This window comes from Pontibacter sp. LHS2 (assembly GCF_058932845.1).
On the sequence record NZ_JBZYWG010000003.1, the window covers coordinates 693,177 to 716,925 of the forward strand.

Below are 23,749 nucleotides of genomic sequence, written 5' to 3' on the forward strand. Positions count from 1 at the left end.
TTTATTTCTCAATTAACACGTAAGAATTTTTGGCACCAGGAATAGAGCCACTAACTACTAACAGATTTTTGTCTGCGATTACACGAATCACTGTTAAGTTCTGTATCTTAACACGGTTACCGCCCATACGACCGGCCATGCGCATACCTTTGAATACTCTTGAAGGCCAAGAGCATGCACCGATTGAACCAGGGTGTCTCGCTCTGTTGTGCTGACCGTGAGTCTGCCCACCAACACCGGCAAAGTTGTGACGTTTCACAACGCCTTGAAAACCTTTACCTTTAGATGTGCCAACCACATCCACGTATTCTCCTTCTTCGAATAGATTCACGTCTACTGTATCACCAAGATTCAGAGACACACCTTCTACATCGAATTCAGCAACTTTTTTCTTGGCTTCCGTATTAGCTTTCTTGTAATGTCCAGCTTCTGCTTTCGTTACTCTTTTAAGCTTTTTGTCGCCGTAGCCAAGCTGCACAGCTGCGTAGCCATCAGTCTCAACCGTCTTCACTTGAGTAACTACACATGGGCCTGCTTGAATAAGCGTAACTGGTGTGTATTTACCATCTGTTGTGAAGAGGCTTGTCATTCCGATTTTTTTACCGATAATTCCAGGCATTCAACTTGTTTTTTAAAAGATGGATATAATGATTTTATCCCACAGCTCTCGCTAAGGGAGTGCAAAGTTAATAAAATTTAAAATGCTTTAACAAGTTTTGTCTAAAATATTATTAATCAGCACATAAAAAAAGAGAACCCGAAGGTTCTCTTTTTTTTTAATTGATCTGTTTTTATCAAACTTTGATCTCAACATCCACACCACTAGGAAGTTCTAACTTCATTAGGGCATCAACTGTTTTAGAGCTTGTAGAGTAGATATCAACCAGACGCTTATAAGTGCAAAGCTGAAACTGCTCTCTTGATTTCTTGTTCACGTGTGGTGAACGAAGAACTGTAAATTTATCCTTCTCTGTTGGAAGAGGAATAGGACCGCTTACGATAGCTCCAGTAGCCTTTACAGCTTTAACAATCTTCTCAGAAGACTTGTCTACCAGGTTATGGTCGTAAGACTTAAGTTTAATTCTAATTTTCTGATTCATTATCTTTTACTACTATTTAGCTGCAGTTCCTTTTAATTTAGCAATGATGCCATCGGCCAGGTTTTGTGGTACTTGCTCATAGTGAGAGAAAGTAAGTGAAGCCGTAGCTCTACCTGAAGTGATGGTACGAAGATCAGTTACATAACCGAACAGCTCAGAAAGCGGAACATCTGCTTTTACAACTGTTGAGGTTCCTTTCGTATCCATACCTTTCATGATACCTCTTCTTCTGTTCAAGTCACCAGTTACAGGACCAGTATATTCATCCGGAGTAACTACGTCTACCGCCATGATTGGCTCGAGTAGCTTTGGAGCACACTGCTTACCTGCTTCTTTGAAGCCCTGACGTGCTGCCAGTTCAAAAGAAAGTGAGTCAGAGTCAACGTCGTGGAATGAACCATGGAACAAACGCACCTTCATAGAGTCGATAGGGAAGCCTGCCAGAATACCATTCTTCATCGCTTCCTCGAAACCTTTTTGTACCGCTGGAATGAATTCTCTTGGAATTACACCACCTACAATTGCGTTTTCGAACTCCAGTCCTTGCTTTCCATCTTCACGTGGTCCCATTGTGAACACGATATCGGCAAACTTACCACGTCCACCTGACTGCTTCTTGAACACTTCTCTGTGCTCTACAGTTTTTGTGATCGTTTCTTTGTAAGCTACCTGTGGAGCACCCTGATTCAGTTCAACCTTGAACTCACGCTTCATACGGTCGATGATGATCTCCAGGTGAAGTTCACCCATACCTCTGAGGATGGTCTGACCTGTCTCCTCGTCTGTATTAACCTGCAGTGTTGGATCTTCTTCAACAAGCTTGGCAATAGCCATACCCATTTTGTCAGAGTCAGCCTGTGTTTTAGGCTCGATAGCATAACCAATTACTGGTTCAGGGAAGTCCATGGACTCCAGAACGATCTTAGCATCTTGTGCACACAGGGTATCTCCTGTCTTGATGTCCTTGAAACCTACTACCGCTGCAATGTCACCTGCCTGCAGTTTGTCAATCTGGTTCTGCTTGTTGGCGTGCATCTGGAAGATACGAGAAATACGCTCTTTGTTGCCTGAACGAGAGTTGAATATGTAAGAGCCTGACTCCAATACACCAGAGTAAGCACGTACGAAGCAAAGGCGACCTACATATGGGTCAGTTGCGATCTTAAAGGCAAGACCGGCAAACGGCTCTTTCTCACTTGGTTTTCTGGCTACTTCTGCTCCTGTATCCGGGTTAGTACCGATAATGCTTTCTTTATCCATCGGTGATGGGCAAAGTGCCATCACGTAGTCAAGCATTGTCTGTACGCCTTTGTTCTTAAATGAAGAACCACAAAGCATTGGTACGATAGCCATGTCAATAGTGGCAGCACGAAGAGCAGCGATGATCTCGTCTTCCGTGATTGATGCTGGATCGTCGAAGTATTTCTCCATCAGACGCTCATCATAATCAGCCACAGCTTCCAGAAGTTTCTCTCTGTACTCTTCAGCTTCTTCCAGCATATCATCTGGAATTGGAACTTCAGTAAAGGTCATCCCTTTATCCTCTTCATTCCACTCTATACCACGGAAGTTAACCAGGTCAACTACACCTCTGAAGTTATCTTCGGAACCGATTGGTAACTGAAGCGCTACAGCGTTACTTCCCAGCATTTCCTTCACCTGCTTACAAACAGCAAGGAAGTCCGCTCCTGAACGGTCCATTTTATTCACGAAACCGATGCGGGCTACGTTGTAGTTGTCCGCAAGGCGCCAGTTAGTTTCTGACTGTGGCTCAACACCATCTACTGCGCTGAATAGGAATACCAGTCCATCAAGTACACGCAGGGAACGGTTTACCTCTACAGTAAAGTCCACGTGACCCGGAGTATCAATAATGTTGATATGATACTGCTCGCCTCTGTAGTTCCAGTTAACAGTTGTCGCAGCAGATGTGATCGTGATACCACGCTCCTGCTCCTGCTCCATCCAGTCCATAGTGGCAGCACCATCATGAACCTCACCTATCTTGTGGCTTACACCAGCATAGTAAAGGATACGCTCAGTTGTTGTTGTTTTACCAGCATCAATGTGCGCAGCAATACCGATATTTCTTGTTAATCTTAAATCGCGTGCCATTAATAATTAGAATCTAAAGTGTGAGAATGCTTTGTTTGCCTCGGCCATTCTGTGCGTATCGTCTTTTTTCTTAACGGCAGCACCTTCACCTTTTGCAGCTGCGATAATCTCGCCAGCCAATTTGTCTTTCATTGTCTTCTCACCTCTCTTGCGAGCGTAAGAAATCATCCACTTGATACCAAGAGATACTCTGCGGTCCGGACGAACCTCAGTCGGCACTTGGAAAGTAGCACCACCTACACGGCGGCTCTTCACCTCTACGCTTGGCATCACATTGTTCAATGCTTTTTTCCAAGTTTCAAGGCCGTTCTCTTTCGTTCTTTGCTCTACTAATTCTACAGCATCATAGAAGATACCATAAGCAATACTTTTCTTACCATCTTCCATCAGATAGTTCACGAAACGTGTTACTAAGGTCTCTTTGAATTTTGGATCAGGAAGGAGAACTCTACTTTTAGGCTTTGCTTTTCTCATTGTAATATAATTCTATCAATTATTTTTTCTTACCACCTTTACCTGCTGCAGCTGCTGGCTGGCCTGGCTTAGGTCTCTTAGCACCGTACTTAGAACGTGACTGTAAACGGCCGCTTACGCCGGCTGTATCTAGTGCACCACGTACGATGTGATAACGTACTCCTGGAAGGTCTTTAACTCTACCACCTCTGATAAGCACAATAGAGTGCTCCTGAAGGTTGTGTCCTTCACCAGGGATATAAGCGTTAACTTCTTTACCGTTTGTAAGTCTTACCCTAGCTACTTTACGCATAGCTGAGTTTGGCTTCTTAGGAGTGGTTGTATACACTCTTGTACATACACCACGACGTTGTGGGCATGAATCTAGGGCAGGAGACTTCGACTTCGAAGTTAGTTTCTCTCTTCCCTTTCTTACTAATTGCTGTATAGTAGGCATTTATAATTTGTTAATTATAGATATTTTTCACTCTAAAATTTGGTCTGCAAAGGTAGGAAATTCACTTTGCAAATTCAAAATTTTAATTCATTAATTATTAGCACATTAGGCTTCTCCTACTGTTCCTCCGAAGTTCATTGGAAAGGAAGGCGCCTCATTAGCCGGTTTGATTTCCCCAAAGCTGCTTTCAAATTTTTGAATGTTATCGGCCAGAGCAGCCAATAATCTTTTAGCATGCTCCGGCGTGATAACTATTCTTGATTTAACTTTCGCTTTAGGTAAGCCAGGCATTAGTCTTATAAAATCAATCACAAATTCTCCACTGGAATGAGCAATCATGGCCAAGTTGGCATATTCCCCTTCCGCTATCTCTTCTGATAGCTCAATGTTGATTTGGTTCTGATTTTTCAATTCTTCTGCCATTTCTACTTATCTGTTATTTTGTAGTTCCTGCTGTTTTGCGCGGCTTCCAACTCCTGTCTTTTTAGATTCCACAAGTGAGTCGTACTCCTCCTGGCTTCCTACGATCAGGTTCTGATAGTCTCGCAATCCTGTACCTGCCGGAATTAGGTGACCTACAATCACATTTTCCTTCAGACCTAGCAATTCATCCGCTTTACCTTTGATAGCTGCTTCACTCAGTACTTTTGTAGTTTCCTGGAATGATGCTGCCGAGATAAAGCTTTGTGTACCAAGTGATGCTTGTGTTATACCTTGTAGTGTCGGTCTCGATACTGCTGGAGATGCATCACGCACCGTTACCAATTTCAAGTCACGACGCTTCAGGCTGGAGTTCTCATCACGAAGTCTTCTTGCTGTTACAATCTGACCTGGTTTCAGGTTAGTAGAGTCACCAGCTTCTTCAACAACTTTCATGTCGATGATTCGGTCGTTCTCTTCCATGAAGTTAATCTTATCAACTACCTGATGCTCCAGGAAGCTGGTATCACCTGCATCAATGATCACAACTTTCTGCATCATCTGGCGAACCACCACCTCAATGTGCTTATCGTTGATTTTCACACCCTGCAGACGGTATACTTCCTGAATCTCGTTAACCAGATATTCCTGCACCGCACCTGGTCCCTGAATGTTCAGGATATCGTTTGGCGTAATAGCTCCATCTGATAATGGCATACCTGCACGAACAAAGTCATTGTCCTGTACCAGGATGTGCTTAGAAAGCGGCACCATGTATTTCTTCTTCACGCCATCTTTCGACTCGATGAAGATCTCACGGTTACCACGCTTCACGCTACCATATGTTACCACACCATCAATCTCTGACACTACTGCCGGGTTAGATGGGTTACGGGCTTCGAACAGTTCCGTCACACGTGGCAGACCACCAGTAATGTCACGTGTTTTACCGATCGCACGAGGAATCTTAACCAGAATCTGACCAGCTTTGATTTTTTCACCGTTCTCTACTGTCAAGTGAGCTCCTACCGGAATGTTGTAACCTTTTGGCTCACCATTTTTCGGATTCACAAGGATAGCAGGGTTTTGAGTCTTATCTTTTGTATCGATAATCACCTTTTCACGGTAACCTGTCTGCTCATCTGATTCTTCACGGTATGTTATACCTTCGATAATCGATTCGTAAGCAATTTCGCCATCAAACTCAGATAGAATAACCGCGTTGTACGGATCCCACATACATAGCTGATCACCTTTTTCCACTTCCTGGCCTTCGTTCACTGTAATGAATGAACCATATGGCACGTGGTTACTGATCAGCATTTTGCCTGTCGCAGGATCTACAATCTTCACTTCTCCTGAACGACCCATTACTACTTTAACAGGCTCTCCTTCATTGTTGATAGTGTCGATCGTACGAACATCTTCAAACTCAACTTTACCAGCGAATTTGGCTCTGATCATAGCGTCTACTGCAATGTTTGATGCAGTACCACCCACGTGGAAAGTACGGAGTGTCAGCTGTGTACCAGGCTCACCGATGGACTGTGCAGCGATTACACCAACAGCCTCACCTTTCTGCACCATAAACCCTGTTGCCAGGTTACGGCCGTAGCACTTAGCGCAGATACCTCGCTTAGATTCACAAGTAAGTACTGAGCGGATTTCTACTGTTTCAATTGCTGTGTTTTCAATGGCACGAGCAACTTCTTCAGTCACTTCATCGCCAGACTCCACGATCAATTCGTTTGTGATCGGATCATATACATCATGTACTGTCACACGACCCAGGATACGCTCTGACAGAGATTCCACAATATCTTCGTTGTCTTTCAGTGCGCTCACTTCCAGACCTCTCAGCGTACCGCAGTCTTCTTCGTTCACAATTACGTCCTGCGATACATCTACCAGACGACGCGTCAGGTAACCAGCATCTGCAGTCTTAAGGGCCGTATCGGCAAGACCTTTACGAGCACCGTGTGTAGAGATAAAGTACTCGATTACATCCAGACCTTCCTTAAAGTTAGAAAGGATCGGGTTCTCGATGATCTCACCTACTGAGCCTTGCAATGATTTCTGAGGCTTAGCCATCAGACCACGCATACCGCCCAGCTGACGAATCTGCTCTCTCGATCCACGAGCACCGGAGTGCATCATCATGAAGATCGAGTTGAAACCCTGATCATCATTCTCCAGACGGCGCATCAACGTTTCAGTAATCTGGTTGTTGATACGAGTCCAGATATCGATTACCTGGTTGTAACGCTCGTTGTCCGTGATCAGACCCATTGAATAGTTTTGCCATACAGCATCCACATCCTTTTTGGCCTGAGCTACTAGAATATCTTTCTCTGCAGGAATCTGGATATCACCCAGACCCATTGACAGACCGCCTTTATAAGCAGACTGGAATCCTAGAGTTTTGATATCATCCAGGAAGTGGGCAGTACGAGCCATACCCGTCTCTTTGAATACTCTTGATATGATCTGCTGAAGTTTCTTCTTCGTCAACAGCTCATCAATATATCCAACCTCTTCCGGCACAAACTGATTGAAAATTACGCGTCCGGCAACTGTCTCAATTGACTTTGTCTCCAGCTCGTTGTTTTCATTCTTTATTTTGGTTCTTACCTTAATATAAGCCTGCTTAGAAAGACGGCCTTCATTGATAGCGATGATTACTTCCTCCGCAGAGTAGAAGCTCATGCCTTCACCAGGTATATGTTCATTTTCTGTGCTACGCTTTCCTTTTGATACATAGTATAGACCAAGTACCATGTCCTGAGAAGGTACCGCAATAGGAGCACCGTTAGCAGGGTTCAGGATGTTGTGCGAAGCAAGCATTAGCATGGAGGCTTCCAGTACAGCCGCAGGTCCGAGTGGAACGTGCACCGCCATCTGGTCACCGTCAAAGTCGGCGTTGAATGCCGTACACACCAATGGGTGCAGCTGTATAGCCTTTCCTTCAATCAGTTTCGGCTGGAACGCCTGTATACCTAATCTGTGGAGTGTAGGAGCACGGTTAAGGAGTACCGGGTGGCCTTTCAGCACATTTTCCAAGATATCCCAAACAACAGGGTCCTTACGGTCAACTATTTTCTTAGCTGACTTTACCGTCTTTACGATGCCTCTTTCGATCAGCTTGCGGATGATGAACGGCTTGAAAAGCTCAGCTGCCATGTTTTTAGGCAGACCGCACTCATGCAGCTTCAGCTCAGGACCAACCACAATTACCGAACGGCCAGAGTAGTCAACACGCTTACCAAGCAAGTTCTGACGGAAACGTCCCTGCTTACCTTTCAGCATGTCAGAAAGTGACTTCAGCGCACGGTTACCCTCTGCACGAACAGCATTCACTTTACGTGAGTTGTCGAACAGGGAGTCAACCGCTTCCTGCAGCATACGCTTCTCGTTACGAAGGATTACTTCAGGAGCTTTGATCTCGATCAGACGCTTCAGACGGTTATTACGGATAATAACACGACGGTAAAGGTCGTTCAAGTCAGAAGTAGCAAAACGGCCACCATCCAACGGAACAAGTGGACGAAGCTCTGGCGGAATTACAGGCACCATGCGGATGATCATCCACTCGGGTCTGTTCTCGATTCTTGTTGTCGCATCACGGAATGCCTCCACTACACGAAGACGCTTCAAAGCCTCAGCTTTACGCTGCTGCGAAGTCTCGTGAGCGGCCGCGTGACGAAGCTCGTAAGACAGGTCGTCCAAGTTCGTACGCTCTAATAGCATCTGCAATGACTCAGCACCCATTTTCGCGATGAACTTGTTTGGATCATTATTGTCCAACATCTGGTTCTCGCGCGGGAGCTTGTCAATCATATCCAGGTATTCATCTTCTGTCAGGAAGTCCAGTGTGTTGACACCGTCTTCTGCCAAAATACCTGGTTGGATTACTACATATCTTTCGTAGTAGATAATCTGGTCAAGCTTCTTTGTAGGTAGGCCTAACAGATAACCTATTTTATTCGGAAGAGACTTGAAGTACCAGATGTGAGCTACAGGAACTACCAGTTCGATGTGGCCCATGCGCTCGCGGCGCACTTTTTTCTCAGTAACTTCTACACCGCAACGGTCGCAGATGATACCCTTATATCTGATTCTCTTATACTTTCCGCAGTGGCATTCCCAGTCCTTAACAGGTCCGAATATTCTTTCGCAGAATAAACCACCCATCTCAGGCTTATAGGTTCTATAATTAATTGTCTCAGGCTTTGTAACCTCGCCATTTGATCTCTCCAGAATCGACTCTGGAGAAGCCAGGCTTATCGTTACTTTGGAGAAGTCCTGAGTTAGCTTTTTGTTTTTTGCAAATGCCATATTATTACAATAATGTCGATACAATGAATATGCCTTACAGCTGATCTGTCTAAAGTGCGCTAAGCGCCCCGACATTTGTCAGTGCGCTTAGCTTTTACTTTATTACTCTAAGGTGATTTCGAGTGCCAGACCTCTTAACTCGTGAATCAATACGTTGAATGATTCCGGGATATTTGGTTTTGGCAATACATCGCCTTTCACGATTGCCTCGTAGGCTTTCGCACGGCCAATCACGTCGTCAGATTTCACTGTAAGTATTTCCTGCAATACGTTTGAAGCACCGAATGCCTCAAGCGCCCACACCTCCATCTCACCGAAACGCTGACCACCGAACTGGGCTTTACCACCCAATGGCTGCTGTGTGATGAGTGAGTATGGTCCGATTGAACGGGCGTGCATCTTATCGTCAACCAAGTGACCCAGTTTCAACATGTAGATAACACCTACTGTAACTGGCTGGTCGAAACGATCGCCAGACAGACCATCATAAAGGTATGTTCGGCCGAAGCTTGGCAAACCAGCTTCTCTCAGTTCAGACTGCACCTGTTCTTCCGTAGCACCGTCGAAGATTGGAGTAGCATAAGTTCTACCCAGTTTCTTTCCAGCCCATCCGAGAACGGTTTCGTAGATCTGCCCAATGTTCATCCTTGAAGGTACACCAAGTGGGTTAAGCACGATATCCATTGGTTCACCTGTTTCCAGGAATGGCATATCCTCTTCACGCACGATACGTGCAACCACACCTTTGTTACCGTGACGGCCGGCCATCTTATCACCCACTTTCAGCTTACGCTTTTTAGCGATGTATACTTTGGCTAACTGCACGATTCCAGCTGGCAGCTCATCCCCTACCTCTAATGTGAAACGCTCACGCTTAAAGTGTGCAGATGTGATGTTACGGCGCTTGTTATAGTTCTTAACAAGTTCCACCAACATGCTGTTCGCTTTCTCATCAGTAGTCCAGTTCTCTAGAATAAGATCTTTGAACATGTTCACCTCCTCTGGAACCGCATAATTACTTTCGTCCTTATAAGGGTTCTTTTCAGGGAACAATGCTTCGATGATATTCTTTCTAGTGAACTTAGAACCTTTCGTCAGAATCTCGTCACCAAATTTGTGCTTGATACCTTGTGATGTTTTGCCTTCCAGCAATGACACCAGTTTATCAACCATCACATTTTTGATAGCTGTCAGATCTTTTGAGTATTTTACTTTAAGCTCTTCAACCTCTTTCTTAGACTTAGCACGTAGGTTTTTGTCTTTCTTAGGTCTTGAGAAAAGCTTAGTTTCAATAACTACACCATTAAGTGATGGCGGTGCCTTAAGCGAGGCATCCTTCACATCACCGGCTTTATCACCGAAGATCGCACGTAGAAGTTTCTCTTCTGGAGTCGGGTCAGTCTCACCTTTTGGAGTGATCTTACCGATCAGGATATCTCCTTCACGGACCTCAGCACCGATACGGATAATACCGTTCTCGTCTAGGTTCTTCACTGCTTCTTCGCTTACGTTCGGGATTTCAGAAGTTAATTCTTCTTCTCCGCGCTTCGTCTCACGAACTTCCAGTTCAAACTCCTCAATGTGGATCGAAGTGAAGATGTCATCTCTAACAACTTTCTCAGAGATAACAATAGCATCCTCGAAGTTATAACCTTGCCAAGGCATGAAAGCCACCTGCATGTTACGACCGATTGCCAGTTCGCCATTGTTCGTAGCGTAACCTTCGCAAAGCGGTTGACCTTTTGTTACACGCTGACCTGTATACACAATAGGTGTCAGGTTGATACATGTATCCTGGTTAGTTCTTCTGAACTTGATCAGGTTATATGTTACATACTCAGCATCAAAAGCAACCAGCTTTTCTTCATCTGTCAGATCGTACTTAACTACAATCTTATTCGCATCTACAAAATCGATAACACCATCGCCCTCAGCAATTACAAGTGCTCTTGAGTCAATAGCTGCTCTTCTTTCAAGACCAGTACCTACAATTGGAGCTTCCGCTTTCAACAGTGGTACAGCCTGGCGCTGCATGTTTGAACCCATCAGGGCACGGTTAGCATCATCATGCTCCAGGAATGGAATCAATGAAGCAGCTACCGATACGATCTGGTTAGGTGCAACGTCCATGTAAGTATAGGTGTTAGGCTCCTCTACTGGGAAGTCACCTTCAAAACGACCTTTTACTCTATCGTTAATAAAGTTTCCTTTATCGTCAATGATGGCGTTAGCCTGTGCGATGTGGTGGGTATCTTCCTCTTCAGCAGTCAGGTACTCCACTGAGCCATCCATCTCCACTATACCTTCGTTCACCTTACGGTATGGTGTTTCAATGAAGCCCATGTGGTTCACGCGAGCATGTACGCATAGCGATGATATCAGACCGATGTTCGGACCTTCCGGTGTTTCAATAGTACACAGACGACCGTAGTGCGTGTAGTGAACGTCACGAACCTCGAAACCTGCACGCTCTCTTGAAAGACCACCTGGTCCAAGAGCAGATACACGACGCTTGTGCGTCACCTCTGCCAGTGGGTTAGTCTGGTCCATGAACTGAGAAAGCTGGTTTGTACCGAAGAACGAGTTGATCACAGAAGACAGCGTTCTCGCGTTGATCAAGTCAACAGGCTTGAAGTCTTCATTGTCACGTACGTTCATACGCTCCTTGATCGTTCTTGCCATACGTGCGAGACCTACACCAAATTGCGCATAAAGCTGCTCTCCTACCGTTCTAACACGTCGGTTGCTCAAGTGGTCAATATCATCCACTACAGCCTTAGAGTTGATCAAACCAATCAGGTATTTCACGATCAGGACAATGTCCTCATTCGTAAGAACCTTAGCGTCCCAATTTGTATCTAGACCCAGTTTTTTGTTGATTCTATAACGACCAACTTCACCTAGATCGTAACGCTTATCAGAGAAGAACAACTTTTGAATAATATCACGAGCTGTTTCTTCATCAGGCGCTTCGGTATTACGAAGCTGACGATAGATCTGCTCAACTGCTTCTTTCTCAGAGTTTGAGTTATCTTTCTGAAGTGTATTGTAGATAATAGCATAGTCCGCAATGTTCACGTTCTCACGGTGAAGAATGATAGACTTAGTGCCAGAATCAACGATAACATCAATATCGTCCTGCGTGATTTCAGAGTCACGCTCCAGGAGTACCTCGTTACGATCGATAGATACTACTTCACCTGTATCTTCATCCACAAAATCCTCTGTCCATGTGCGTAGCACACGTGCAGCAAGTCTTCTGCCGATCGCATTCTTCAGATTTGTCTTAGTTGCAGGCAATTCTTCAGATAGACCGAATAGATCGAGGATATCTTTATCAGTACCATAACCGATAGCACGCAGAAGCGTTGTTACCGGGAATTTTTTCTTACGATCAATGTAGGCATACATTACGTTGTTAACGTCTGTTGCAAACTCAACCCAAGATCCTTTGAAAGGAATAATTCTGGCAGAATAAAGTTTAGTACCGTTTGTATGCTTGCTTTGTGCAAAGAACACACCCGGAGATCTATGAAGTTGAGATACAATAACACGCTCAGCACCGTTGATCACAAAAGAGCCTTTCTCAGTCATGTATGGGATATTACCCAAGAATACTTCCTGCTCAATTGTTTCGAAGTCCTCGTTGTCTTCATCATTACAGATGAGACGCAGCTTGGCCTTCAGCGGAACTGAATAAGTGAGACCGCGGTCAATACACTCATCTACTGAGTATTTCGGCGGGTCGATATGGTAGTCGATAAACTCTAGTACAAAGTTTTCTCGTGAATCGGAAATCGGAAAGTTCTCAGCGAACACCTTAAACAAACCTTCCTGAGCCCTATTTTCAGCAGGAGTCTCCAGCTGGAAGAAGTCCTGGAATGACTGTAACTGAACATCCAGGAAGTCAGGGTAGTCAATAACCGGGTTTATAGAGGCAAAATTGATTCGCTCTGTCGTTTTATTCTTAGCCAAAGCCATGGAATTTTAACGTTTACAATATGATTCCAGCACACAGCTACACCTATAGCCATGGGCAAAAAAAGGATTCAAAAGTTGAATCCGTGTACAAACAGGAAAAGACCTGACTAAACTGCCAGGTCTACCTGTTCTCGGTATGTTGGTAAGTGAGATTATTTAACCTCTACTTCAGCACCAGCTTCTTCCAATGATTTCTTCAAAGAATCTGCTTCGTCCTTAGCTACACCTTCTTTCAAAGGCTTAGGAGCGCCGTCTACCAGTTCTTTAGCTTCTTTCAGGCCAAGACCAGTCAATTCTTTTACAAGCTTAACAACTGCAAGCTTAGATGCACCAGCTGACTTAAGGATTACGTCAAAAGAAGTTTTCTCTTCTGCAGCAGCTCCTCCTTCAGCAGCACCACCACCAGCCATCATAACTGGAGCAGCAGCAGCTGGCTCGATACCATACTCATCCTTAAGAATTGTAGCTAGTTCATTAACCTCTTTCACAGTTAAGTTTACTAACTGCTCAGCGAATGCTTTCAAATCTGCCATTTTATTGAAATTAAAAGTTACTTATTGATTACGTTTTTAAAATTATTCTTTTTCAGATAGGGTTTTCAGGATTCCGGCTAGTTTGCCACCGCTGCTCTGTAGAGCAGAAACAACATTCTTAGCTGGAGACTGAAGCAAGCCGATGATATCACCGATAAGCTCGTTTTTAGACTTGATGCTGGCAAGTGTGTCAAGTTGGTTTTCACCAATGTAGATACCGCCATCAATATAGGCTCCCTTCAATAATGGAAGAGTATTACCTTTTTTTCTAAAGTCTTTCAGAAGCTTACCAGGAGCATTGCCTGATTCAGCAGAAAACAAGATACCAGATGAACCTTTCAGTACTCCTTCTAGATTAGCAGTGTCTGCCTCTAGTGTATCAAGTGCTTTCTTAATGAAAGTGTTTTTGTAAACTTTGTACTCCAAGCCTCTATCAAAGGCCATTCTCCTGAACTGATTGATGCTGGCTACAGTCATTGTAGACGCATCTGTGATATAGAAATAGTTAGTGTTCGCTAACTTCTCGCTCAGGTCTTTAACAATTATCTCTTTTTCTTCCCTGGTCATGTTCTTAGATAGTTGCGTTCTTGTCAACGATTACGGCCGGGCTCATTGTGCTAGACAATGTTATGCTCTTAATGTAAGTACCCTTTGCTGAAGACGGCTTCAGTCGGTTAAGTGTAGCAATTACTTCTGCAGCGTTAGCGGCTAGTTGCTCTGGAGAGAAAGACACCTTGCCAACACTTGTATGGATGATACCATACTTGTCAACTTTAAAGTCAATCTTACCTGCTTTAACTTCCTTAACTGCTTTAGCAACGTCTTGTGTAACTGTACCAGACTTAGGGTTTGGCATCAGGTTACGTGGACCTAAGATTCTACCTAAACGACCTACTTTAGCCATAACAGCTGGCATCGTGATGATCACGTCTACATCTGTCCAGCCTTTTTCAATCTTTTGGATATAGTCATCCAGACCTACGAAATCAGCGCCTGCATCTTTAGCTTCCTGCTCTTTGTCAGGTGTAACCAGTGCCAGTACTTTTACGTCTTTACCGGTGCCATGAGGAAGGGTAACAATACCACGAACCATTTGGTCGGCTTTGCGAGGGTCAACGCCTAAGCGTACATCAATATCAACAGAGGCATCGAACTTAGTAAAAGTAATATCTTTTACAACTGAAGCCGCATCTGTTAAAGAATACTCTTTTGTCAGGTCAGCCTTTTCTAAAGCTGCTTTCCTGTTCTTTGAAATCTTCGCCATTATCCTTTAACTCTAATTATTCGTTCCACGGAGCGTTTCCAGATACTGTAATACCCATGCTTCTTGCTGTACCAGCTACCATTTTCATGGCAGACTCCAGTTTGAAAGCATTTAAGTCAGGCATTTTCAGCTCTGCAATCTCTCTTACCTGATCCCATGTAACTGAACCTACTTTGTTACGGTTTGGCTCTTTCGAACCACCCTTAATTTTAGCAGCATCCATTAACAATACTGGAGCAGGCGGCGTCTTAACTACGAAGTCGAAGGACTTGTCTGCGTATATTGTAATCAATACTGGTAACACTTGACCTGGCTTATCTTGGGTTCTAGCATTGAATTGCTTACAGAACTCCATGATGTTAAGACCTTTAGAACCAAGTGCAGGTCCAACCGGTGGCGATGGATTCGCGGCACCTCCCTTTATCTGAAGTTTCAGATAACCTTTTATTTCCTTTGCCATTATTTGTATTTACTACGATTCTTTTTCTACCTGCATGTAATTCAGCTCAACCGGAGTGTTACGGCCAAATATTTTCACCATAACGTTAAGCTTCTTACGTTCTTCGAACACTTCTTCCACAGTACCTGAGAATCCACTGAAAGGACCGTCCATCACTTTCACCATTTCTCCAACTAAGAATGGAGTATCCAATACTTCCGCTTGCTCTTCTGCCTCGTCAACTGTACCCAGTATTCTGTTTACCTCTGACTGACGAAGTGGAACCGGCTTTTTATTCTGACCTCCTTCGTTTGAACCAAGGAAGCCGATAACACCTGGTGTACTAATGATGATGTGCTCTGCTTCACCATGTGATAGGTCTGCATGTACCAGCACATATCCTGGAAAGAAATTTCTCTCTCTGATCTTCTTCTTTCCACCTCGCATCTCATACACTTTCTCAGCTGGTATGAGAACCTGAGGCACGTACTCTCCAAGATTCTGTCTTAATACTTCGTTCTCAAGATAAGCCTTTGCCTTTTTCTCCTGTCCGCTTACTGCGCGAACCACATACCATTTTAAATCAGCCATAGACTTAAATTAAAACTGGTTGTAAAACCAAGACAGCGACGAATCAAAAACGAAATCCATAGCTCCAACCACTAGGGCAAATATTAAAGACCCGATCAACACCAATACAGAGCTATTCTGCAAATCAGAATATGCAGGCCATGAAACTTTGTTTTTCATTTCCTCCACTGTCTCGTCTATGTAGCCTTTTACTTTGCTCATTGCCTTCGCTTTAATAGATTTAAATTGCACGGGTGGAGAGACTCGAACTCCCAGCCAATGGTTTTGGAGACCACTACTCTACCAATTGAGCTACACCCGTAAAAAAATGCACACCAATTTTAATTGGAGTGCAAATTTATTTAAAAGAATATTAAAAACAAACCCGTTCCTGAAAAAGATTCCAGAAACGGGCTAGTTTTATATATTATTAGTCAAGGATTTCAGTTACCTGACCGGCACCTACTGTTCTACCACCCTCACGGATAGCGAAACGCAGACCTTTCTCCATTGCTACTGCGTTGATCAGGTTTACCTCGATAGTGATGTTATCACCAGGCATAACCATTTCTACGCCTTCTGGCAGCATGATCTCACCAGTAACGTCTGTCGTTCTGAAGTAGAACTGTGGACGGTACTTGTTGAAGAATGGCGTGTGACGGCCACCTTCTTCTTTAGAAAGAACGTAAACCTCAGCTTTGAACTTCATGTGAGGCTTAACTGAACCTGGCTTACAGATAACCATACCACGACGGATATCAGTTTTCTCAATACCACGCAGCAATAGACCTACGTTGTCACCAGCTTCACCACGGTCAAGGATCTTACGGAACATCTCAACACCAGTAACTACTGACTTAAGGTTCTCAGCACCCATACCCAGGATTTCAACCTGCTCACCAGAGTTGATTACACCACGCTCGATACGGCCTGTAGCTACAGTACCACGACCAGTGATTGAGAACACGTCCTCAACTGGCATCAAGAATGGAAGGTCAGTCAAACGAGCTGGAATTGGAATGAAGCTATCAACAGCTGCCATCAATTCCTCGATAGTTTTAACCCACTTGTCATCACCGTTCAAGCCACCAAGAGCTGAACCCTGAATAACTGGAATGTTGTCACCGTCGAAGTCATAGAAAGAAAGAAGTTCACGGATTTCCATCTCAACAAGCTCAAGAAGCTCTGGATCGTCCACCATGTCAACTTTGTTCATGAATACTACCAGTTGAGGTACACCTACCTGACGAGCAAGAAGGATGTGCTCACGAGTCTGCGGCATTGGGCCGTCAGTTGCAGCAACCACAAGGATAGCACCGTCCATCTGGGCAGCACCAGTAACCATGTTCTTCACGTAGTCAGCGTGACCTGGGCAGTCAACGTGAGCATAGTGACGGTTCTCTGTTGCGTATTCTACGTGAGAAGTATTGATAGTAATACCTCTTTCTTTTTCTTCTGGAGCGTTATCAATAGAAGAGAAGTCGCGAAGTGCAGCAAGACCTTTCTTAGCCAAAACTGTAGTAATGGCAGCAGTCAAAGTTGTTTTGCCGTGGTCAACGTGACCGATAGTACCGATGTTTACGTGCGGTTTGGAACGGTCAAATGTTTCTTTAGCCATTGTATGATAATTAAATTAAGGTTAAAACGTTTAAGTATGTTGCGTTAATTATACACGTAACGGACTTTGAGCCAACGATGGGAATTGAACCCACGACCCCTTCCTTACCAAGGAAGTACTCTACCCCTGAGCTACGTCGGCTTTTGCCATCACTTATCTTAAAAATGAGTTTATACTAAAAAGGAAATCCATCTTCATGAAATTCCTTATAAGTTAACCCATATTTGATAAGCAGCACGCCATTTGCTTATTGAGCGGGAGACGAGGGTCGAACTCGCGGCCTATAGCTTGGAAGGCTATCGCTCTACCAACTGAGCTACTCCCGCTTTGAATGCAGCAAACCATTAAAAAGCGTGGTCTTAATTGTGGGGAGAGCAGGATTCGAACCTGCGAAGTATCACTACAACGGAGTTACAGTCCGTCCCATTTGGCCGCTCTGGAATCTCCCCTAATATTCAACCTGGCTGACTTATTCAGCCTTTCCTTAGTACTCTATAACTGCTTTTCAGCTCACTACTTCGTTCTAAGGAGATGCAAAATTAAGCGCTTTTTCTTTCCAGTCAAATATTCTCTGAAAAATAATTCAGTTTTTTTTCCTGACACCCTACAGGGAAACCTGATTGTACAGCTCTAAGAGCCTTTTATCTTTCTCATTTTCCCTGATTTCCTTTAGCAACTCTACTATTTCCGGTCGCTCCGAATGCACCATAAGTGTTTGAAAAGCAGCCATGCGCACATAATATAGGCGATGCTCCTGTGCCAATTCAGCAAGCATTGCAATAGCCTCCGGTGTATAGGCTTCTGAATTTACAGCCATGAAGGCTCCATAGCTCTGAAGCAGATAATATAAGCCTGCCCCTTTAGCACTTTTCATCTGCTTCATAAACCAATCATATTTACCGGCGCCTCCCTTCACCGCATAGTAGGATGCTAATGCAAGTACAATCTCCTCATTTGTTTCTTTTTCAAAAGCGGCTAATCGCTGGTTTATATCCGCTGCTTCTGTCATAGCATATCCAAGTATACCTGCCGCTGCTACTTTGTATGAGCTATCTTGCATAGCTTTTTTGTATAAGTCGGTATATTCGTCATCACCCCATTCTGAAAGCAACATGATGGTACCTGCTCTCACTTCTCCCTTTTTTTCGCTTTCTGCCATTCGTTTTACCAGCGGCTCCAGGGATGTGGCTTGCTTGGCTGGCAAGCGACCAGCCACATCCAATGCCAAATTACGAATAGCCCAAAAGTTGTCTTGCAACGCACCTTGCAGTAACGCTACCATTTCCGGTTGACTCAGCTCCTCTTCCAACTCTTCCAAGGCTTCTAATCGTGGGGCAAGTTCTTTCGCATTTTTGAATTGAAACACCAACTCCTCTGCTGTCTTCGCGTGTTCTACGGTCCCGAGCAGTTGTTGCTCACTGTCAAAGAGTACGAGCTGAGGCTCTGTCGCTACAGGTAAATTAAATACCTGGTTTGATTTTGTGATCTCAATCGCATGCTCTTTCTTTTGGCCGTTCTCCCAGATAGCCACTTTCAGGGGCAGTTTATACACTGGTTGGTATAGCGTATCCTGTTGTTGCCATACCTGTAAGGTGAGTGCGCCATTCTGATAGGTATGGCTAACTTTGAGCTCTGGATGACCTGCGCGCATAAACCACTGATCGAAGAACCACATCAGGTCCTCGCCAGTCGTGTCTTCAAACGCCATCCGCAACTCCGCCACCTCCACGTCTGAGAATTTGTTCTGAGTGAGGTAACGGTTAAGCGAGGCAAAAAAAGCTTCATCTCCTACATATTTGCGCAGCATGTGTAATACACGCCCGCCTTTAGCATAAGAGTGACTGTCGAACATATCTTCCCGATCAGCATACCGATAGCGAATCAGTGGCTCACGCTTTGTCTCGGACTCATCGAGGTACTGACCCAGCTCGTCCAAGTGGTGTAACGCGGCTTCTTCAGCGCCATACTTGTGCTCTGTCCACAGATATTCTGAGTAATTGGCAAAAGCCTCATTCAATGGCAGATTAGCCCACGATTCTGTGGTCACATAATTACCAAACCACTGGTGGAATAGCTCATGGGCAATAATGCCGTCCCAGTTCTTATCCAGTAACTCGCGTTCATTCAACTGCAGATCTTCCATAAAGGTCGATGCCGTAGTATTCTCCATAGCGCCTGACACAAAGTCGCGTACCACTACCTGTGAGTACTTGGACCATGGATAGTCTACTCCTAGCTTTTTGGAGAAAAACTCCAGCATTTCAGGCGTGTTGCCAAATATCTTCTTAGCCGTTTTCTCATAAGCTGGCTCTACATAGTAATTGACCTCCAGTTCACGCCATTTGTCTTTCACCACGGCATACTCTCCTATGGCCATCATGGTCAGGTATGGCGCATGCGGTTGCTCCATTTTCCAGTAATCAGTTTTGGTACCATTGGCGTTTTTGCGTGAGTAAACAAAAGTGCCATTCGAAAGCGTGGTAAACTTCTGGTCGACGGTAATGTACAGCTCCTGTGTCATGCGCTCGTTTGGCGAATCGATGGTTGGGAACCAGGCTGAGTTAGCTTCAGTTTCTCCTTGCGTCCAAATCTGACGTGGTTTATTAGGCTCCTCCCCTGTCGGGTTGATGAAATAGAGTCCCTTGTCCTCCGTTATCACATCGCTTCCGCCTACTGCCAATTCATTGGGTTTGGCAGTGTAATCGATCTCAATGATATATTTGTCATTCCGTGTATAGGCTTTGCCCAGGTCGATTGTCAGCTTCAGACCATCGTAAGTATATTTCAGGGCGGTCGCATCAAATCCGTTCATCAGGTTCACACTGTGTATATCGAAGCCTTTGGCATCGAGCACTAGTTGATTCTGAGGATAAAAATAAGGCTTGAGGGTAAGTTCTGCGACGCCATGAAGGTATTGCTTATCCCAGTCAAAGCTGACGCGCAGTTTGGTGTGCAACAAGTCATGCACCCGAGTTTTTGAAGGGTTAAAGGCATGGTTCTTTGGGGCCCACACAGGAGGCCCAGCAATCTCCATAGCCGGTTTACCTGCTACTGGCTCAACCGTGGGAGTCGCCTTGGTTTGTTTATTCACACTGCAACCGCCCGTGAAAGCCATAGCAGCGGCAAGGCCAACTATGCTCAGAAACCTATGATTCATGATGGAATGTTTTAATTTTGAGCTCAATTTCTAAAAATACTCTGATAAATCAATTATCTTTAAGCTTCCAAAATCTGATTTATAAAGATGCTCCAGATAAAAACTGCTAACGACAATACATGGCAGGTTGATATTCAGAAAGACGCTATTCTCCTTAATGGATCACCTTTCAATTGGGATATTTCTTCCCTTGGCCCTAACCGATATCACATCATAAAAGACGATAAGTCGTATACCGCAGAGTTGGTAGAAGCTGACTATCAAGCCAAAACGTTTACTTTTAAGATCAATGGCGTAAAGCAGACCGTGAGCGCAAAAGACCGCTTCGATTTGTTGCTCGACAAGTTGGGCATGAGCAATGCCAACGCACAGAAAGTGAATGATGTGAAAGCGCCAATGCCAGGATTGATACTTGAAATAAAAGTTCAGCCTGGACAGGAAGTGAAAAAAGGTGACCCAATTATGATTCTGGAGGCCATGAAGATGGAAAACATCCTGAAGTCGCCAGGCGACGGTGTGGTGAAGGAAATCAAGGTGGCTGTGAAGCAGAACGTGGAGAAAAACCAGATATTGATTCTATTTTAATTTTTTTGTGTTGCCAGATGGGCAGCACGACTGCCTTTCCGCGGCACGAGCAACTCTAACTATTAACATTACTATAAAACGACCGTGAAGTATAAAAGAATATTGCTGAAGTTAAGCGGCGAATCGCTGATGGGAGAACAGCAGTACGGTATCGACTCTGACAGGCTGATGCAGTACTCGCAGGAGATTAAGGAGGTTGCTGCACTCGGAGTTGAGGTAGCAGTTGTGATCGGCGGAGGCAACATCTTTAGAGGTGTGCAAGCGGAGCAGGTGGGCCTTGACCGTGTACAGGGTGATTACATGGGCATGCTGGCAACTGTCATCAATAGCATGGCTTTGCAGAGTGCGCTTGAAAAACTAGGCGTATATACCCGCTTGCTTTCGGGCCTTAATATCCAGCAGGTATGCGAGCCTTATATACGGCGCCGTGCAGTACGTCACCTTGAAAAAGGACGTGTTGTTATTTTTGGAGCCGGTACAGGAAATCCATACTTCACAACTGATTCAGCTGCCAGTCTTCGTGCCATCGAAATAGAAGCGGACGTTGTGTTGAAGGGCACCCGCGTAGATGGTATTTACTCTGCTGACCCAGAGAAAGACCCGAATGCGATCTTCTACTCTAATATCTCCTTCAAAGATGTGTTCGAAAAAGGCCTGAATGTAATGGATATGACAGCCTTTACACTTTGCAAAGAAAACGGCCTGCCGATCATTGTATTCGACATGAACACCGGTGGTAATCTGAAACGACTGGTGCAAGGCGAGAAAATTGGTACACTTGTAACCATGGAAGACCTGGCAGAGTCAATAGAAGAAGCTGTTGATAATATTCAGGCTTCAGAAGGCGCAGGCTCAACTGACAAGAATTAATAAATTGCAGTATACATAAGATAACAGAAGAACCTTATTAAGCTAAAATTGATATGACGGAAGAAATTCAGTTTTACCTCAGCGAAGCCGAGGAGTCGATGCAAAAATCGGTACAGCATACAAACTCTGAGCTGCTTAAAATCAGAGCTGGCAAAGCCTCACCTGCCATGGTAGAGGATCTGCGCGTAGATTACTATGGCGCTCCAACTCCTATCTCTCAGGTTGCTGGTATCACCACCCCAGACGCACGCACGCTCTTGATTAAGCCATGGGAGAAGAACATGGTTGCTGAAATTGGCAAAGCCATTAAAAACAGTGACCTAAACCTGAACCCTCAGCACGAAGCAGATTCCATCCGTCTGAACATTCCGCCACTGACGGAAGAGCGTCGCCGTGACCTGGTGAAGCAAGTGAAGAACGAGACTGAAAACGGAAAGATTGCGATTCGCAACATTCGCAAAGACGTGAATGACTCACTGCGAAAACTGCAGAAAGAAGGCACTTCAGAAGATGCTGTGCGTGATGCGGAAGCTAAAGTTCAGAAGATGACAGACAGCTACATTGTGAAAATGGACGAGCTACTTGCAAAGAAGGAAGCTGAGATCATGACCGTGTAAGCAACACCGTTATACCTTTAAAAAGAGAAGCCCGCTGATCATATCAGCGGGCTTCTCTTTTTAAAGGTCTGTACATGAATTACAGGTATAGCTTATGTACCTTAATGTATTCAGCCACTTCGTCAGGCACCATGTACTTGATTGATTTTTCTTCTTTGATGCACTGCCTGATAAATGTAGCCGAGATATCCAGCACTGGAGCTTTGATAAATGTCACATTTGGCATAGGCGGAAGTTCAGTAGTGGTGGAGCCGGAACGTGGGTATATGTATACCCGATGGTACTCCAATATGCGATCATAGTTTTTCCACTTCGGAAAAAGCGGCAGATTATCCTCTCCCATGATCAGCACAAACTCGTAACTTGGGTATTTTTCCTGCAGATAAGTAAGTGTGTCAATCGTGTAGCTTGGCTTGGGCATGTTGAACTCAATGTTCGATACGCCCAAATTAGGGTTATCTGCTACAGCTAGCGATACCATATGCAACCGATCGAACTCGTGCAAAAGTGTATTGCTGGGTTTAAAAGGGTTCTGCGGTGACACCACTAGCCATACCGTATCCAGGTCTGTATTGTTGGCCATATAATTAGCCAATATCAGGTGTCCGATGTGGATGGGGTTAAAGGAGCCGAACAGCAGCCCTACTTTCATACGATAGCCGGTTCAGCGTTCAGAAACTCATTTACCAGTTTCTCGGCCTTGGAGCAAGCCTCTTCCAGGTTATCATTCACAATCACCTTATCAAACTGGTCCTCAAACTTCATCTCAAACTCAGCCTTAAAGACACGGCTCGAAATGCTGGAGGCAGAGTCAGTGTTGCGGGCCTGCAGGCGCTTAGCCAGTTCCTCTATGGAAGGCGGCTTTACGAATACCGCCAATGCTCTTTCTTTGTAAAAATGCTTTATACTTAGTCCTCCTTTAACATCCACGTCCAGTATCACGTGCTTGCCACTTTTCCAGATACGCTCTATTTCAGATTTCAAAGTGCCGTAGAAGGCGCCTTCGTATACTTCTTCCCACTCTACGAATTCGTCTTTCGCGATCTTCTGCTTGAATTCTTCCGGTGTTATGAAGTAGTAGTCTTTACCGTTTTCTTCGGTGCGGCCGCGCTTGTCGCGTGTGCAGGCCGAAATAGAGAAGGCAAGTAATGGGTTTACCTGCAAGAGGTGTTTTACAATAGTAGTCTTGCCGGCGCCGGACGGGGCCGAAAAAATGATAATCTTTCCTTGCATCA

General features: G+C 44.7%; 21 protein-coding genes and 4 tRNA genes. 3 read left to right on the forward strand and 22 right to left on the reverse strand.

Annotated features, from left to right (window positions below):
- Position 1 precedes the first annotated feature (1 nt).
- From rplC to AC5FX6_RS16470, 20 genes are all read right to left on the reverse strand, one after another.
- Positions 2-619 carry a 50S ribosomal protein L3 gene (gene rplC, locus AC5FX6_RS16375; RefSeq protein ID WP_493598046.1) on the reverse strand — a complete coding sequence of 206 codons (618 nt, stop codon included), beginning with the start codon at positions 617-619 and terminating at the stop codon, positions 2-4.
- Between the two features lie 175 nt (positions 620-794).
- Complete coding sequence (rpsJ, locus tag AC5FX6_RS16380) at positions 795-1,100, reverse strand: 30S ribosomal protein S10 (RefSeq protein ID WP_007654312.1); 306 nt, start codon at positions 1,098-1,100, stop codon at positions 795-797.
- Between the two features lie 12 nt (positions 1,101-1,112).
- Positions 1,113-3,215 carry an elongation factor G gene (fusA, locus tag AC5FX6_RS16385; protein ID WP_493598047.1) on the reverse strand — a complete coding sequence of 701 codons (2,103 nt, stop codon included), beginning with the start codon at positions 3,213-3,215 and terminating at the stop codon, positions 1,113-1,115.
- Between the two features lie 6 nt (positions 3,216-3,221).
- Positions 3,222-3,689 (reverse strand): 30S ribosomal protein S7, encoded by a 468-nt coding sequence (rpsG, locus tag AC5FX6_RS16390; protein ID WP_007654316.1) that lies wholly within the window; start codon positions 3,687-3,689, stop codon positions 3,222-3,224.
- 19 nt (positions 3,690-3,708) lie between these two features.
- The gene (gene rpsL, locus AC5FX6_RS16395) at positions 3,709-4,125 is read right to left on the reverse strand and encodes a 30S ribosomal protein S12 (RefSeq protein ID WP_115565639.1); all 417 of its coding nucleotides are present in this window, start codon (positions 4,123-4,125) and stop codon (positions 3,709-3,711) included.
- Between the two features lie 105 nt (positions 4,126-4,230).
- Entirely contained in the window at positions 4,231-4,548 is a 318-nt protein-coding gene (locus tag AC5FX6_RS16400) for a DUF3467 domain-containing protein (protein ID WP_076420884.1), read from the reverse strand.
- 6 nt (positions 4,549-4,554) lie between these two features.
- Entirely contained in the window at positions 4,555-8,880 is a 4,326-nt protein-coding gene (gene rpoC, locus AC5FX6_RS16405; protein ID WP_493598048.1) for a DNA-directed RNA polymerase subunit beta', read from the reverse strand.
- Between the two features lie 102 nt (positions 8,881-8,982).
- Positions 8,983-12,861: a DNA-directed RNA polymerase subunit beta gene (rpoB, locus tag AC5FX6_RS16410; protein ID WP_493598049.1), complete on the reverse strand. Its 3,879-nt coding sequence runs from the start codon at positions 12,859-12,861 to the stop codon at positions 8,983-8,985.
- Between the two features lie 152 nt (positions 12,862-13,013).
- Entirely contained in the window at positions 13,014-13,394 is a 381-nt protein-coding gene (gene rplL, locus AC5FX6_RS16415) for a 50S ribosomal protein L7/L12 (protein ID WP_493598050.1), read from the reverse strand.
- A 42-nt stretch (positions 13,395-13,436) separates the two neighbouring features.
- Positions 13,437-13,961 (reverse strand): 50S ribosomal protein L10, encoded by a 525-nt coding sequence (rplJ, locus tag AC5FX6_RS16420; RefSeq protein WP_493598051.1) that lies wholly within the window; start codon positions 13,959-13,961, stop codon positions 13,437-13,439.
- A 4-nt stretch (positions 13,962-13,965) separates the two neighbouring features.
- Complete coding sequence (gene rplA, locus AC5FX6_RS16425) at positions 13,966-14,658, reverse strand: 50S ribosomal protein L1 (RefSeq protein ID WP_007654321.1); 693 nt, start codon at positions 14,656-14,658, stop codon at positions 13,966-13,968.
- 16 nt (positions 14,659-14,674) lie between these two features.
- On the reverse strand, positions 14,675-15,118 hold the full coding sequence (gene rplK / locus AC5FX6_RS16430) for a 50S ribosomal protein L11 (protein WP_185196846.1): 444 nt from the start codon (positions 15,116-15,118) through the stop codon (positions 14,675-14,677).
- A gap of 12 nt (positions 15,119-15,130) precedes the next feature.
- On the reverse strand, positions 15,131-15,688 hold the full coding sequence (gene nusG, locus AC5FX6_RS16435; RefSeq protein WP_493598052.1) for a transcription termination/antitermination protein NusG: 558 nt from the start codon (positions 15,686-15,688) through the stop codon (positions 15,131-15,133).
- Between the two features lie 9 nt (positions 15,689-15,697).
- A complete protein-coding gene (gene secE, locus AC5FX6_RS16440; protein ID WP_007654324.1) occupies positions 15,698-15,889 on the reverse strand; it encodes a preprotein translocase subunit SecE in 192 nt (63 codons plus the stop codon).
- A 27-nt stretch (positions 15,890-15,916) separates the two neighbouring features.
- Positions 15,917-15,989: transfer RNA gene (locus AC5FX6_RS16445), tRNA-Trp, on the reverse strand.
- Between the two features lie 108 nt (positions 15,990-16,097).
- Positions 16,098-17,285: an elongation factor Tu gene (tuf, locus tag AC5FX6_RS16450; protein ID WP_493598053.1), complete on the reverse strand. Its 1,188-nt coding sequence runs from the start codon at positions 17,283-17,285 to the stop codon at positions 16,098-16,100.
- Between the two features lie 69 nt (positions 17,286-17,354).
- Positions 17,355-17,426: transfer RNA gene (locus AC5FX6_RS16455), tRNA-Thr, on the reverse strand.
- A 112-nt stretch (positions 17,427-17,538) separates the two neighbouring features.
- Positions 17,539-17,611: transfer RNA gene (locus AC5FX6_RS16460), tRNA-Gly, on the reverse strand.
- 40 nt (positions 17,612-17,651) lie between these two features.
- Positions 17,652-17,734 (reverse strand) — tRNA-Tyr (locus tag AC5FX6_RS16465).
- A 155-nt stretch (positions 17,735-17,889) separates the two neighbouring features.
- A complete protein-coding gene (locus AC5FX6_RS16470) occupies positions 17,890-20,442 on the reverse strand; it encodes a M1 family aminopeptidase (RefSeq protein ID WP_493598054.1) in 2,553 nt (850 codons plus the stop codon).
- A gap of 87 nt (positions 20,443-20,529) precedes the next feature.
- Between AC5FX6_RS16470 and AC5FX6_RS16475 the strand changes: the two genes are divergently transcribed.
- The 3 genes from AC5FX6_RS16475 to frr all read left to right on the forward strand — a co-directional run bounded on the left by AC5FX6_RS16475 (position 20,530) and on the right by frr (position 22,514).
- Positions 20,530-21,027, forward strand: a complete 498-nt coding sequence (locus AC5FX6_RS16475) for an acyl-CoA carboxylase biotin carboxyl carrier protein subunit (protein WP_493598055.1) — start codon at positions 20,530-20,532, stop codon at positions 21,025-21,027.
- An 84-nt stretch (positions 21,028-21,111) separates the two neighbouring features.
- Complete coding sequence (gene pyrH / locus AC5FX6_RS16480) at positions 21,112-21,897, forward strand: UMP kinase (protein ID WP_493598056.1); 786 nt, start codon at positions 21,112-21,114, stop codon at positions 21,895-21,897.
- 53 nt (positions 21,898-21,950) lie between these two features.
- Positions 21,951-22,514: a ribosome recycling factor gene (gene frr, locus AC5FX6_RS16485; protein ID WP_196119994.1), complete on the forward strand. Its 564-nt coding sequence runs from the start codon at positions 21,951-21,953 to the stop codon at positions 22,512-22,514.
- Positions 22,515-22,593: 79 nt separating this feature from the next.
- Here frr and nadD read toward each other — a convergent pair whose 3' ends face one another.
- A complete protein-coding gene (nadD, locus tag AC5FX6_RS16490) occupies positions 22,594-23,166 on the reverse strand; it encodes a nicotinate (nicotinamide) nucleotide adenylyltransferase (protein ID WP_493598057.1) in 573 nt (190 codons plus the stop codon).
- The gene (gene gmk, locus AC5FX6_RS16495; protein ID WP_493598058.1) at positions 23,163-23,747 is read right to left on the reverse strand and encodes a guanylate kinase; all 585 of its coding nucleotides are present in this window, start codon (positions 23,745-23,747) and stop codon (positions 23,163-23,165) included. The genes nadD and gmk overlap by 4 nt, the downstream gene beginning before the upstream one ends.
- Positions 23,748-23,749 lie beyond the last annotated feature (2 nt).

What these genes read in the sequence shown, in the direction of transcription:
- rplC (WP_493598046.1), bottom strand. Translation starts at nt 619, where the DNA reads ATGCCTGGAATTATCGGTAAAAAAATCGGAATGACAAGCCTCTTCACA.
- rpsJ (WP_007654312.1), bottom strand. Translation starts at nt 1,100, where the DNA reads ATGAATCAGAAAATTAGAATTAAACTTAAGTCTTACGACCATAACCTG.
- fusA (WP_493598047.1), bottom strand. Translation starts at nt 3,215, where the DNA reads ATGGCACGCGATTTAAGATTAACAAGAAATATCGGTATTGCTGCGCAC.
- rpsG (WP_007654316.1), bottom strand. Translation starts at nt 3,689, where the DNA reads ATGAGAAAAGCAAAGCCTAAAAGTAGAGTTCTCCTTCCTGATCCAAAA.
- rpsL (WP_115565639.1), bottom strand. Translation starts at nt 4,125, where the DNA reads ATGCCTACTATACAGCAATTAGTAAGAAAGGGAAGAGAGAAACTAACT.
- AC5FX6_RS16400 (WP_076420884.1), bottom strand. Translation starts at nt 4,548, where the DNA reads ATGGCAGAAGAATTGAAAAATCAGAACCAAATCAACATTGAGCTATCA.
- rpoC (WP_493598048.1), bottom strand. Translation starts at nt 8,880, where the DNA reads ATGGCATTTGCAAAAAACAAAAAGCTAACTCAGGACTTCTCCAAAGTA.
- rpoB (WP_493598049.1), bottom strand. Translation starts at nt 12,861, where the DNA reads ATGGCTTTGGCTAAGAATAAAACGACAGAGCGAATCAATTTTGCCTCT.
- rplL (WP_493598050.1), bottom strand. Translation starts at nt 13,394, where the DNA reads ATGGCAGATTTGAAAGCATTCGCTGAGCAGTTAGTAAACTTAACTGTG.
- rplJ (WP_493598051.1), bottom strand. Translation starts at nt 13,961, where the DNA reads ATGACCAGGGAAGAAAAAGAGATAATTGTTAAAGACCTGAGCGAGAAG.
- rplA (WP_007654321.1), bottom strand. Translation starts at nt 14,658, where the DNA reads ATGGCGAAGATTTCAAAGAACAGGAAAGCAGCTTTAGAAAAGGCTGAC.
- rplK (WP_185196846.1), bottom strand. Translation starts at nt 15,118, where the DNA reads ATGGCAAAGGAAATAAAAGGTTATCTGAAACTTCAGATAAAGGGAGGT.
- nusG (WP_493598052.1), bottom strand. Translation starts at nt 15,688, where the DNA reads ATGGCTGATTTAAAATGGTATGTGGTTCGCGCAGTAAGCGGACAGGAG.
- secE (WP_007654324.1), bottom strand. Translation starts at nt 15,889, where the DNA reads ATGAGCAAAGTAAAAGGCTACATAGACGAGACAGTGGAGGAAATGAAA.
- tuf (WP_493598053.1), bottom strand. Translation starts at nt 17,285, where the DNA reads ATGGCTAAAGAAACATTTGACCGTTCCAAACCGCACGTAAACATCGGT.
- AC5FX6_RS16470 (WP_493598054.1), bottom strand. Translation starts at nt 20,442, where the DNA reads ATGAATCATAGGTTTCTGAGCATAGTTGGCCTTGCCGCTGCTATGGCT.
- AC5FX6_RS16475 (WP_493598055.1), top strand. Translation starts at nt 20,530, where the DNA reads ATGCTCCAGATAAAAACTGCTAACGACAATACATGGCAGGTTGATATT.
- frr (WP_196119994.1), top strand. Translation starts at nt 21,951, where the DNA reads ATGACGGAAGAAATTCAGTTTTACCTCAGCGAAGCCGAGGAGTCGATG.
- nadD (WP_493598057.1), bottom strand. Translation starts at nt 23,166, where the DNA reads ATGAAAGTAGGGCTGCTGTTCGGCTCCTTTAACCCCATCCACATCGGA.
- gmk (WP_493598058.1), bottom strand. Translation starts at nt 23,747, where the DNA reads ATGCAAGGAAAGATTATCATTTTTTCGGCCCCGTCCGGCGCCGGCAAG.